This is a genomic window from Bacteroides sp. OM05-10AA, from assembly GCF_003439055.1.
In the GTDB taxonomy this organism is placed as follows: domain Bacteria; phylum Bacteroidota; class Bacteroidia; order Bacteroidales; family Bacteroidaceae; genus Bacteroides; species Bacteroides intestinigallinarum.
This window is the reverse complement of sequence record NZ_QSUR01000040.1, coordinates 1-12619: the sequence shown is the minus strand read 5'-3', so window position 1 is coordinate 12619 and position 12619 is coordinate 1. Positions and strand designations below refer to the sequence as shown.

The 12619-nt window shown below is 46.2% G+C and carries 10 protein-coding genes; all 10 read right to left on the bottom strand.

Annotated features, from left to right (window positions below):
- Nucleotides 1-28: 28 nt before the first annotated feature.
- Nucleotides 29-1405: a UDP-N-acetylmuramate--L-alanine ligase gene (murC, locus tag DXB58_RS23100; RefSeq protein WP_122138390.1), complete on the bottom strand. Its 1377-nt coding sequence runs from the start codon at nucleotides 1403-1405 to the stop codon at nucleotides 29-31.
- A 91-nt stretch (nucleotides 1406-1496) separates the two neighbouring features.
- The gene (gene murG, locus DXB58_RS23095) at nucleotides 1497-2615 is read right to left on the bottom strand and encodes an undecaprenyldiphospho-muramoylpentapeptide beta-N-acetylglucosaminyltransferase (RefSeq protein ID WP_122138411.1); all 1119 of its coding nucleotides are present in this window, start codon (nucleotides 2613-2615) and stop codon (nucleotides 1497-1499) included.
- Nucleotides 2616-2646: 31 nt separating this feature from the next.
- Nucleotides 2647-3975 (bottom strand): FtsW/RodA/SpoVE family cell cycle protein, encoded by a 1329-nt coding sequence (locus DXB58_RS23090; protein ID WP_122138389.1) that lies wholly within the window; start codon nucleotides 3973-3975, stop codon nucleotides 2647-2649.
- A gap of 32 nt (nucleotides 3976-4007) precedes the next feature.
- Nucleotides 4008-5342, bottom strand: a complete 1335-nt coding sequence (gene murD / locus DXB58_RS23085; RefSeq protein ID WP_004298208.1) for a UDP-N-acetylmuramoyl-L-alanine--D-glutamate ligase — start codon at nucleotides 5340-5342, stop codon at nucleotides 4008-4010.
- 141 nt (nucleotides 5343-5483) lie between these two features.
- A complete protein-coding gene (locus tag DXB58_RS23080) occupies nucleotides 5484-6752 on the bottom strand; it encodes a phospho-N-acetylmuramoyl-pentapeptide-transferase (protein ID WP_004307345.1) in 1269 nt (422 codons plus the stop codon).
- 90 nt (nucleotides 6753-6842) lie between these two features.
- Nucleotides 6843-8291 carry a UDP-N-acetylmuramoyl-L-alanyl-D-glutamate--2,6-diaminopimelate ligase gene (locus tag DXB58_RS23075; protein WP_122138388.1) on the bottom strand — a complete coding sequence of 483 codons (1449 nt, stop codon included), beginning with the start codon at nucleotides 8289-8291 and terminating at the stop codon, nucleotides 6843-6845.
- A gap of 29 nt (nucleotides 8292-8320) precedes the next feature.
- The gene (locus DXB58_RS23070; protein ID WP_122138387.1) at nucleotides 8321-10447 is read right to left on the bottom strand and encodes a penicillin-binding transpeptidase domain-containing protein; all 2127 of its coding nucleotides are present in this window, start codon (nucleotides 10445-10447) and stop codon (nucleotides 8321-8323) included.
- A 77-nt stretch (nucleotides 10448-10524) separates the two neighbouring features.
- A complete protein-coding gene (locus DXB58_RS23065; RefSeq protein WP_008649240.1) occupies nucleotides 10525-10881 on the bottom strand; it encodes an FtsL-like putative cell division protein in 357 nt (118 codons plus the stop codon).
- Between the two features lie 6 nt (nucleotides 10882-10887).
- On the bottom strand, nucleotides 10888-11802 hold the full coding sequence (gene rsmH, locus DXB58_RS23060) for a 16S rRNA (cytosine(1402)-N(4))-methyltransferase RsmH (RefSeq protein ID WP_122138409.1): 915 nt from the start codon (nucleotides 11800-11802) through the stop codon (nucleotides 10888-10890).
- Nucleotides 11789-12259, bottom strand: coding sequence for a division/cell wall cluster transcriptional repressor MraZ (mraZ, locus tag DXB58_RS23055; RefSeq protein ID WP_122138410.1), 471 nt, complete (start codon nucleotides 12257-12259; stop codon nucleotides 11789-11791). Before mraZ ends, rsmH begins: the two co-directional genes overlap by 14 nt.
- Between the last annotated feature and the right edge of the window lie 360 nt (nucleotides 12260-12619).

Here is a 12619-nt window from a genome sequence, read left to right as displayed (position 1 = left end):
TCGGACAGGCTGCCGGGTGATTATTCATTTATCTTTTTTCTAATAGTTCCTTTATTTCGGGGACATAGTTATCGATGTCTCCGGCTCCTAAAGTAATTAATACTTCAATGTTTTTATCTTTCAGAATGTTCAGTATCTCTTCCTTTTTGCACATACTTTTTTCGATACCAGGACGGAGATTATCATAAATCAGTTTGCTGGTGACGCCCGGAATTGGTGCTTCGCGTGCCGGGTAGATGTCTACCAGAATCACTTCGTCGAGTAACGACAGACTATCGGCAAAATCCTGATAGAAGTCGCGGGTGCGGGTATAGAGATGAGGCTGGAAGATGGCTGTGATCTTCTTGTCCTTGTAAAGTTCGCGCATAGACAGCACGCTCTGTTTGATTTCAGAGGGGTGGTGTGCGTAGTCACTTAGAAAGACAATCCGGTCGTTCTTGAGTTTGAAGTCGAACCGGCGGTCTACTCCGCGGAAACTTGCCATACCTCTTTTTATCTCTTCATCGGTCACCCCGTTGAGGTGTGCCAATGCCATGGCGGCTACGCCATTTTCTATGTTGATACTTACCGGGATTCCCAGTTGGATGTCGTTGATACGGGTGTCCGGAGCAACAAAGTCGATGAATATCTCTCCGTTTCCGATACGGATGTTTTCTGCATGGAAGTCTCCTTCGTCACGTGAGTAAGTGTAGACACGAACGCCCGGCTGCACTTTGGGCTGCAGAGAGATGCCTTTGCGGATAATCAGTGCACCACCCGGTTGGATTAGCGTGGTGTAATGTTCGAAACTTTCCAGGTAGGCTTGCTCTGTTCCGTAGATGTCCAGATGATCGGGGTCGGTAGACGTGATTACAGACATATAGGGTGACAGCCAGTGGAAAGAACGGTCGAATTCATCTGCTTCAATCACTGTGTAAGGGCTTGCTTGAGAGAGCAGCAGGTTGGTGCCGTAATTCTTAGAGATTCCTCCGAGAAAAGCGGTACATTCCACATGCGACTGGTGGAACAGATGAGCTGTCATAGTCGATGTGGTTGTTTTCCCGTGGGTACCTGCCACACACAGACCTTTGCTCGAGTGGGTAATCGTTCCCAATACTTGGGCGCGTTTCTGTATTTCGAATCCGCTGTTACGGAAATAAACGAGTTCTTCGTGTTCCTGCGGAACGGCCGGAGTGTATATGACCAACGTACTTTCCTTGTCTTTGCAGGCTCCGGGAATCAGGTCGACGTTTTCTTCATAATGTATTTGTGCGCCTTCGGCGATCAGCGTTTCAGTCAATGGAGTAGGAGTACGGTCATATCCTGCCACTACCTTTCCTTTGAAAAGGAAGTAGCGTACAAGTGCACTCATACCGATGCCGCCGGCACCTACGAAATAGACTGATTTTATCGTTTCTATATTCATTTCTTCTGTCTTTTTATTTTAGTGCGGATCACGTTGTTTGATACGAGCATTGTGCCGTTACTTCAATCTGCGTAATCCGATCGTCCATTTATCAGTTCTTTGCTTCCGCCAGCTTAATGACCTCTTGTGCGATGATTCTCGCTGAATCGGGTAAAGCCAGTTTGGCGATATTCTCTGTTAGTTCTTTCAGTTTCTGCTCGTCGTTGACAGTGGACAGGGCTACGTCCATCAAAGTGGTTTCCGCTTCACTGTCTTTGACGTAGATAGCTGCCTGCTTGTTTACCAACGCCAAGGCGTTCTTCGTCTGGTGATCTTCCGCTACGTTGGGCGAGGGCACTAAGATAACAGGCTTGTGCAGCAAACAGAATTCAGAAATGGAACCTGCTCCCGCACGGGAAATAACCAGATCGGCAGCGGCATAAGCGGCTGCCATATCTTTGATGAAATCCGTTACATATAAATTCGGAAGTGCTCCTGCCGCTTTTACGGCTTCTGTCACTTGCGGATAATAGTATTTGCCCGTTTGCCAGATAAACTGCACGTCCGTGTTTTCCTTGATGGTTGCCAGACTGGCTGTCAACGTATTGTTGATGGTGCGTGCACCCAAGCTGCCACCTACAATCAGGATTGTCTTTTTGCCGGGCTGTAAGTGGAAAGAACGTAACGCTTCTTCTTTTGACGGCATATCCTTTGTCAGGTTCTGGCGGACGGGATTACCCGTCATGATAATCTTGTCGGCAGGGAAGAACTTTTCCATTCCGTCATAAGCTACACAAATCTTACGAGCTTTCTGTGCCAGGAGTTTATTGGTAACTCCGGCATACGAGTTTTGTTCCTGGATTAATGTGGGGACTCCCATCATTCCGGCAGTCTTTAGTGTCGGCCCGCTTGCATATCCGCCTACACCTACCGCCACTTGCGGGCGGAAGTTTTTGATTACTTTGCGCGCTTTCCATTGGCTGCGCATCAGTTTAATCAATACGGATACATTTTTCCATAAATGTTTGCGGTCGAATCCGGCTATCGGAAGTCCGATAATCCGGTAGCCTGCATCGGGAACCCGTTGCATTTCCATACGTCCTTCAGCGCCTACAAAGAGAATTTCTGCGTCAGGGCGTAGCTCTATTATAGCGTTTGCGATAGAGACGGCAGGAAAGATATGTCCTCCTGTTCCTCCACCGCTGATGATAATTCTAAGTTCTTTTTCCATCATACTGTTTTCTTCTGTCCTTTCTCAACATTTACCGTTCGTTGTTTCTGCTATCATGCTCATCTTCAAATGTGGCGTCGCTGTTCAGAATCTGCGCTGTCGGTTCGGCTGCGGCCTGTGCTTCGGAATTGGCTGCGGCATCCGCCTCTATTTGCAGTTGGATCTGTGCATCGTGCGCTTTCTGTTCTTCCAGATGAGCGGTATATCGGCTTACGCTTAATATCATTCCGATATAAGCGCAGTTGATTAACGTACTTGTACCTCCTTTGCTGACCAGAGGCAGGGGCTGTCCTGTGACGGGGAATAACCCGACAGCAACCATCATATTCAGTATTGCCTGTGATACCAACAACAGCGCAATACCCATGACGAGAAAGGCGGGGAAGGTTCGCTCGCACTTCTGGGCGATTCGTCCGGCTCGCATCAGCAACCATAAATAGAGGAACACCACAAATATTCCTCCTACCAATCCCATTTCTTCAATCACAATCGCGAAGATAAAATCGGAGAATGCCTGGCTAAGGAAGTCACGTTGTATCGAGTTTCCCGGACCTTTGCCTACTACATGGCTGGTAGCAATGGCGATTCGCGCGTGTGCAATCTGTGCGTCTTTGTCAATATCAAATTTGGCTGCCGGCACTTCTTCTTTCTCAAAGAAACCGGAAACACGATTCTGCCACGTTTCGAAACGGTGAAGTCCCGGAGTGTTGTGCAGTGTTTTGGCGGGAATAGCCATCAGTATGCCTACAGCAACACCGCCTACAAGCCCCAATATCCCCAACATCCCGAACAGTTTCTTGGAAGATACCCGTCCGATGAACATCATCATACATACCACTCCGAACAGCAGCATTGCTGTTGAAAGGTTTTCCGGTGCGATGAGCAGGAATACCAGTCCGGTGAGGATCATGATATATTTAAATGCATTCGGATTGGCCCCATATTCGTCCTGCCTTTTGGACAGGATGAATGAGACGGCAATGATTACCGCCATCTTTGCCAATTCCGATGGCTGGAATTGCAATCCCATAAAGGTCATCCAGCGGGCTGCCCCGTTGACACGGTCGCCTGTGATGATACCCATCAGCGTGACAAATGCCAGTAGAACCAGAGATACCGGATATAGAAAGACCGGAAATACCTGGAACCATTTGTAGGGAACATTATGCAGAAATACGACTACCACAGCTCCCACCATCAGGATGATGGAGTGTTGCGTAATCGGCCCCCAATGGTCGCCACTTTTGTAAGTCAGCGTCGACGCTGCCGAAAACACCTCGATGATCGAGATGAGGCAGAGACAGAGGAAGATAATCCAGATTACCTTGTCACCTTTGAATATGTTCTTTAATAAATCCAATCTTGCAGAATTTAAAAATTAATAATTAGAAATTAAAGGGCACGGACACATTCTTTAAATTGGTCGCCACGGTCTTCGTAACTCTTGAAGAGGTCGAAAGAAGCGCAGCAAGGACTTAATAATACCGTTTCACCTTTCTTTGCCAGTTTATAGGCTGCTTCTACGGCATCTTTCATGCCGGTTTGCACATCGGCTACCGGCAGACCGAAACGGTCGAAGAATTCGTGAAGCTTTTCGTTATGAAGTCCCAGATATACCAGTGCTGAACACTTTTCGCGTACCAGGTCTTCAATTTCAGTATAGTCGTTTCCTTTATCTTTACCACCGAGAATCAATACCGTTTTGGTAGTCATGCTTTGCAGGGCATACCAGCAGGAGTTGACATTCGTGGCTTTAGAGTCGTTAATAAAATCAATTCCGCGCACACGTGCCACCTTTTCCAACCGATGTTCCACTCCCTTGAAATCGGAGAGGGCTTTCCGGATGTTTTCTTTGGCGATGCCGGCAAGGTTTGCCGAGATACCGGCGGCTAAAGAGTTGTACAGGTTGTGTTGTCCTGTCAGGGCCAGTTCCTCTTGCTCCATGTTGAAGGCAATCGGTTCGGTGATTTTCACTTCGTGATCTTCTACGTATGCAATTGCTCCATCCTCTTTTACAGCGGCAAAAGGATACAAGTGAGCTTTCAGACCATGTTTTGCCAGTTCCTGTCTGATGATAGGGTCATCGTTCCAGAAGATGAAAGCATCGTCCGGTGTTTGGTTTTGGGTGATGCGGAATTTAGCGTCGATGTAATTCTGCATACAATGGTCGTAGCGATCAAGATGGTCCGGAGTGATGTTCATCAATACGGCGATGTTCGCACGGAAGTTATACATATTATCCAGCTGGAAAGAGCTAAGTTCGATAATATAGTAATCGTGGTAATCTTCGGCTACCTGCAAAGCAAGGCTTTTGCCGATGTTGCCTGCCAAACCTACGTTCAGACCTGCGCTTTTGAAAATATGGTAGATCAGGGAAGTTGTTGTGGTTTTCCCGTTAGAACCTGTAATACAGATCATTTTGGCATCAGTATAGCGTCCGGCAAACTCTATCTCGGAGATCACCGGTGTGCCTTGAGCTTTCAGTTTCAGGATGATCGGGGCGTCATTCGGGATACCGGGGCTTTTGATTACCTCGTCGGCATTCAGAATGAGTTCTTCGGTATGGTGTCCTTCTTCCCAGGCAATCTGATGGCTGTCGAGAAGTTCCTTATACTTGTCCTTGATAGCGGACATGTCCGAAACAAACGTCTCAAATCCTTTGACTTTAGCGAGTACGGCTGCACCTGCGCCGCTTTCGCCAGCTCCTAAAATTACTATTCTTTTCATCTACAATAATGTGCCCTTATTTTCTAATTGATTGATTTATCTATTAGCTGTGCACATCTTTAAAAGTTAATAATCGGGTTAATACTCTCTATCTATAAAACATGTTTCCCGTATGGAAACTTGGCTCCGGCACCTTGCCGGTTATCTTATTTTAAGCGTTATAATCGTTATTGCTGCCAATACAATCGTTACAATCCAGAACCGGACGGTAATCTTTGATTCATGAAACAGTTGGTCGGGTTTGGTGAATTTCACCGTGCATCCCGGTTCAATCAGGCTCATCGAAGTGCGGAAGTGATCGTGAATCGGTGTGCGCTTGAACAATCGCTGTTTCACACCTTTTCGTTTTCCCGCCTTATAATAAGCCCGTTGCAGGATTACCGACAGGTTTTCTACCAGGAATACACCGCAAAGAATCGGTATCAGCAACTCTTTGTGGATGATGATGGCAAACACTGCGATAATACCGCCAATAGTAAGACTGCCTGTATCTCCCATAAATACTTGTGCCGGATAGGCGTTGTACCATAAGAAACCGATCAGTGCACCGATAAAGGCGCAGATATAGATTACGAGTTCTTCCGAGCCCGGAATATACATGATGTTCAGGTAGCCTGCAAATTCGATATGCGATGATACATAGGCCAGTACCCCCAACGTTGCACCGATAATTGCCGAGTTCCCGGCCGCCATTCCGTCCATACCGTCATTCAGGTTGGCACCGTTTGATACGGCGGTAACTACAATGATTGTGACAATGACGAACAATATCCATCCGGCTGTTTGCGCATGTTCTCCCATGAACGAAACCAGATCGGCATAATCAAGGTTGTTGCTCTTGAAAAAAGGAATCGTTGTCTGGGTAGATTTCAGGTCATTCGTTCCGTGTATCACTTCCATCTCCCTTCCCGGATTATGCACTTCGATATTCTCACGGATCACTACGTCCGGACTTAGGTACAAAGTCATGCCGACAATTAAACCTAAACCAACCTGCCCGATGATTTTGAATTTACCATGCAAACCTTCCTTGTCTCTTTTGAAGATTTTGATATAGTCGTCTGCAAATCCGAGTGATCCCAACCATATAGTAGTGATTAGCATCAGTATCATGTATATATTATGCAGTTTACCTAACAGTAAACAAGGTATCAGGATGGCTACAATGATGATAACGCCACCCATGCTCGGTACGCCCACCTTGTTGACGCCGAACGGGTCGGTTTTAGCATCACGCTGCGTTTCTGTGATTTGCTTCCTTTTGAGTAGGTTGATGAACTTGTCTCCCCAGATACTTGAAATCAGTAACGCGAGGATAACCGCCATCAAAGCACGGAATGAAGTATATCCAAACATTCCCGCTCCTGGAAAATTGAGCTTATGTAGCCATTCAAATAGATAGTATAACATAAATAATTTGCCAATTTATTGATGTGTTGTTATGCCGGTTGCTGTCGGATAGATAACGAAGCCGGTCGGCATATTAGCACAGTCTATTCATTATTTAAAAATTTCTTTGAGTACTTCTTTGTCATCAAAATGATGTTTCACTCCTTTTATCTCCTGGTAATTCTCATGTCCTTTTCCGGCAACGAGAATTACATCTCCTTTCTCTGCCAGCATGCAAGCCGTGCGAATTGCTTCTTTACGGTCGGCAATGCTTAGTGTTTTCTTCATATCTTCCGCATCCAGTCCGGCAAGCATGTCATTGATGATGTCTTGCGGCTCTTCAAAGCGCGGATTGTCGGAAGTGATGATGACGCGGTCACTCGCTTTGGCAGCTTCCTTTGCCATGATGGGGCGTTTGCCCTTGTCGCGGTTACCGCCGGCGCCTACCACGGTAATCACTTTTCCTTTTCCTTCAAGCACTCCATGAATAGCGTTCAGTACATTAATGAGAGCATCCGGGGTATGTGCATAATCTACAATCGCCGTAATTCCCTGCGGTGAGCGGACCGCATCGAAGCGTCCGGCTACCGGATGAAGTGTGCTAAGAGCTACAAGCACCTCTTCCTCTTTCTTGCCTAACAGAACTGCCGCCCCGAATACCGCCAACAAATTGGAAGCATTGAACTTTCCGATAAACTGAACTGCCAGTTCATGATTGTTGAAGTCGAGCAGCATCCCTTCGAAATGAGACTCTAATACCCGTCCTTTAAAGTCGCTAAGACTTCTCAATGAATAAGTATAGACCTTCGAACGTGTGTTCTGCGTCATTACCAGTCCGTTTTTATCGTCCAGATTGGTCAGGCTGAATGCATTTTTCGGCAGATCGTCAAAGAACTTTTTCTTCGCTTTCAGATAATTCTCTACTGTTTTATGATAGTCGAGATGGTCGCGGGTCAGATTGGTAAAGATCCCTCCTGCAAACTTTAGTCCACTGATACGTTTCTGTGCAATCGAGTGGGAGCTGACTTCCATGAAAACATATTTGCATCCTTCATCTGCCATCCGTCCCAACAGACAGTTCAACGTGATTGGATCAGGAGTAGTATGTTCTGTCGGAATCGGTTCATCATCGATGTAATTGCAAACGGTAGAAATCAATCCCACCTTATATCCGAAATAACGGAATGTATTATATAATAAGGTAGCGATCGTTGTTTTTCCGTTCGTTCCGGTAACGCCGACCAGTTCCAATTTGGAAGTCGGGTCTCCATAGAAAGTAGTGGCAATCTTTCCTACCGCATCTTCGCTGTCTTTTACTTGTACATAGGTAATCCCCGCTACAGGTTCTTCCGGCATATCCTCGCAAAGGATGGCGATTGCTCCTTTTGCGATGGCAGCAGGTATATAAGCATGGCCGTCGGCTTGTGTGCCACGCATTGCCATGAATAGCTGTCCGGCTTCCACTAGACGGGAGTCGATGTTGACACCGGTGATTTCTATGTTTGAATCTCCGGCTACCTCTACCGGTTGGATTGCTTTCAGTAACTCATTTAATAACATCACTCTATTCAATTTTTAATCTTTAATTTTTAATTAAGCGTAAGCGTCACTGTCTGTCCCTTCTTAACAATCGTTCCGTTGGCTATCGACTGGCTTTTAACTTTGCCCACGCCGACCAGATTGACTTTCAATCCTTTACTTTCCAACAAGTACACAGCGTCTTTCGCTCCCATACCTATCACACTCGGTACAAAATTCTGCATATTGCTCCGGCTCTCAAAAACCACAGCTTGTGGGGCAGAATGGGTATTTCCCCAAACCTCTTTGCCCGAATCAGCGATTTTGCCTTGTACGTTAATCTGCAGCTCTTCCAATACCCGTTGCGCTTCGCGCATCTCTCCGGCTTTTACATTCGGAATGACTACGGAATTAGTATCAATCGCATTGGTCAGCGGTAACCGCAGGTCTTTGGCATACACCCTTTCTGCAATCTTGCTGAACACACTACCTGCCATCAAACCTCCCGAAGCCGGTAATCCCGGTTTCTGGATAGAGACAATCATACTGTATTTAGGTGCCTCTGACGGGAAATACCCGCAGAAACTAACCAGATAATTCGTTCTTCCCGTTTTATATCCGGCTGCTCCCTGTGAAATTTGCGCCGTTCCTGTTTTTCCTGAAACGTGGAACTGCTTGCTTCCCGCAGGTTTGGCAAGTCCTTCACCAACCACTTTCCGGAGAATCTCACGGATCTGTGCCAAAGTCTTATCCGAACAAATCTTGGGATTGATTACCTCTGTCGGATATTCTTTCACTACTTCCCCGTCCTTCATGGCAGCTCTGACAAACTTCGGACGCACGGTGACTCCATTGTTGGCTATCCCATTATAGAATGTGAGAATATTGATCGGTGGAACCTGTGTTTCGTAGCCGATACTCATCCACGGCAAAGTTGTCTTTGCAAAATAACGTTCTTTCGGACCGCGTATATTCGGTTTTCCTTCTCCCGCAATCTGCAGATGTAGCGGCTGGTCGATGCTCATCCGTTTCAACCCGTCTACAAACTTCTGCGGGTTGCTGCCGTAGAAATGGTCTATAATATAAGAGGTACCCACATTGGACGAAACCCCTAGGATTTCTGTAACAGTCAGTTTTCCATATCCTCCGCGATGCCAGTTGTGGTCTTTCATGACACGTCCGTACATCGGCATCTGTCCGTTGCCGGTGTCTACCACATAGTCCGGCGTGATCTTTCCGTCTTCAAGAGCTACCATGATAGAGGCAGTTTTGAAAGTAGACCCCGGCTCGAGCATATCACTGATGGCATTGTTGCGCATTTCGTAGTACTCACCGTCTTTGCCTTGCATCATGTTGACGATGGCTTTCACTTCTCCGGTAGTTACCTCCATCAATACCACCACGCCCACACTGGCATTCAACTCTTTCAGTTTATCCACCAACGCTTTCTCGCAAATATCCTGCATACCTACGTCGATAGTACTAATCAGATCGCAACCGTCAACCGGTGGCACATCGACAATGTTCAGGTATTTGTTCATCACCTTCTGACGGTGTGTCAATCCGTCCCGTCCTTTCAGGATGGTGTCGAAAGCAAGCTCGATACCATTTCTCGCTCCTTTGGCTGTGTCTGCATACACATCTCCCAGTGTACGGGCAGCCAGTGAACCGAACGGTTTCTTACGCTGATTGTAAGCCTGTTCTTTGAATCCGCCTTTATAACGGTTCAAACAGAACACAGGCAGTCTCTTTACCTCTTTATATTGTATATAGGAGATACGTTTCGGATAAATCAGATAATTGCGGCTTTTTGCCTGGCGTCCTTTTTTGAGATGTGCCTTGAATTGTGCCGCGCTCTTGTCCGGGAATATCTTGTGAAGTCCGATACAGATAGAATCCATGTTTGCGTTGAGGATAGAATCCCGGCGTGCCTGATCTTTCTGTCTGCGTTTTTCATCCTTTTCACCGGACATAAAGTCCATATATATTCTGTATTCGGGCAGAGAACTGGCCATTAGTTTACCATCAGAAGAAATAATGTTTCCACGATTAGGTTTCACCGTCACATTTTCTTTTACGAAACGATCAGCCACATCCTGCCAGTATTGTCGTTCGGCAAACATGGTGATGCCTGCTTTTACAACAATAGCTACTCCTATCAACGCCATCAACAGGATGACGAAGAAGTAACGGGTCATTATGTTCTTTTTATTAACTGCCACAGCATTTGTCCTTTAAAACTCTTAACTATCATTTATCAACTATCCACTCTCACCTATTTAATAAGGTAGGGAGGATTTGTCGATGTCTGCAAATCGCTTTCTTTACTCGATATATAATCTTCAATGCGCGACTGGCGGCTCTTTTCCATCAGTTCCGAGCTGCGTGTCAGCGCGTCATATTTAATGTCTATCAATTCTTGTTTCAGCCGGTCTATCTCGATCTGTTGTTGTTGACTGGCATAACGATTGTGAATGTAGAAGATGATGAATACCATGATAAGTACCAGCAACTTCGTTTGACGGCGGAAAAAATCGGTAGCCAGAATGTCTCCACCCAGAATACTCTTCAGTGAGGTACGTTTTTTCTTCTTGTCCTCTTCTGCTTTCTTGTTTACTACTTCTTCTTCCATATCTTTTTATTTCTTTTCTGCAATTCGTAATTTGGCGCTTCTCGACCGCGGGTTTCGTTCTATTTCTGCCTCGTCGGGAACGATTACCTTATTGTTGACAAGGCGGAAAGGCGTTTGCAGATTGCCGAAGAAGTCGGTTTCCGCTTTTCCTTCTACATTGCCTGTCTTCATGATGTTTTTCACCATGCGGTCTTCCAGCGAATGATAGGTGATAACCACCAGTCTGCCGCCCGGCTTTAATGCCTCCGTAGCAGCCAGCAACATCTCTTTCAACGCTTCCATCTCTTGGTTTACTTCAATTCGCAGTGCCTGGAACACCTTTGCCAGCTCTTTCTTTTCACGTTCACGACCGAAGAGCGGTTTGATGATTTCCAAAAACTCACCGATGGTCCGGATATGCTGTCCGCTTCTGGCTTTAACGATGACAGAAGCCAGTTTGCGGCTATTCTTTAGTTCCCCGTACAGGTAGAGGATGTTTGCGAGACGTTCTTCATCATAAGTATTCACGATATCTGCTGCTGTCATACCGGCACGCTTGTTCATACGCATATCCAGTGCCCCGTCAAAACGGAAGGAGAAGCCACGCTCGCTATCATCGAAATGATGGGAAGATACGCCGAGGTCGGCCAGGATCGCATCTACCTGCTCGATGTCGTGATAACGCAGGAAGTTGTGCAGATAGCGGAAGTTACTGCGCACGAAGATGAAATGAGTATCGTTGACAATGTTCCGTTCAGCATCCTCGTCCTGGTCGAATCCCAGCAGGCGTCCGCCTTCTCCGAGCCGTGAAAGGATCTCGCGCGAATGTCCCGCTCCTCCGAATGTAACGTCTACATACGTTCCATCCGGTTGGATATTCATACCGTCAACGCTCTCTTTCAGCAATACAGGTACGTGATATGTCAATTCATCTTTCTCCATCTTGTCTATTATCATCGTTCATAATTTCTTCTAATGCTGCACCGAACTCTTCGGGTGACATGAAAGGCTGTTCTGCCCGTTCTTTCGCCCAGATCTCTATCTTGTTATCGATGCCGATAAAGCGAATATCCCCATGGATACTGCAAATCTGTAAATACCGTTTCGGAATTAATATGCGCCCGTTGCTATCAGGTGTCACTATTTCAACGTCGCTCACGAATTGCCTGAAAATAAGTTGGTGTTTGCTATTCCATTTGTTAAGTCTACTACGTAGCTCGTTCAACTCCTCGTTCCACACGCTCTCGGGGTATAGGGTTAAACAGTCTTGAAATATGTCTTTACGCATAATAAGCCTCTCTTCGGAAGCGGCTTGTAATTGCTTCCTGAAGGTGGCGGGTATGAACACCCTTCCTTTGGCGTCCGCCCTGGCTTCAATATTTCCTAAAAAACGTATCATTACCTTATTATAATAAGCGACCGTAAAAGTATGAAATTCCCCACAATTCCCCACAACTTTCCATAAAAAACTTTCAGAGAAGTTTTCAACAGAATGTTAAATGTCTATTTGCTTGAAAATGATGTGCCTCCGAGAATGCTTTACTGGTGGGGAGCCCGTGGGCGCAGAACGAAAAAAATGTCTGTATAGGTAAAATTTAAATAATGTGGTGGGGGAGATTCTTTTTCATGCAATAGAGGTTTATCTGACACCCGGGTCTCAGTGCACCCGACACCCGGGTGTTAGATAGGTTGAGACCCGGGTGTTGTATGTGGTGCCTGTTGCACAACTTTATTTTTTAGTTATACTCTAATGGGTGTA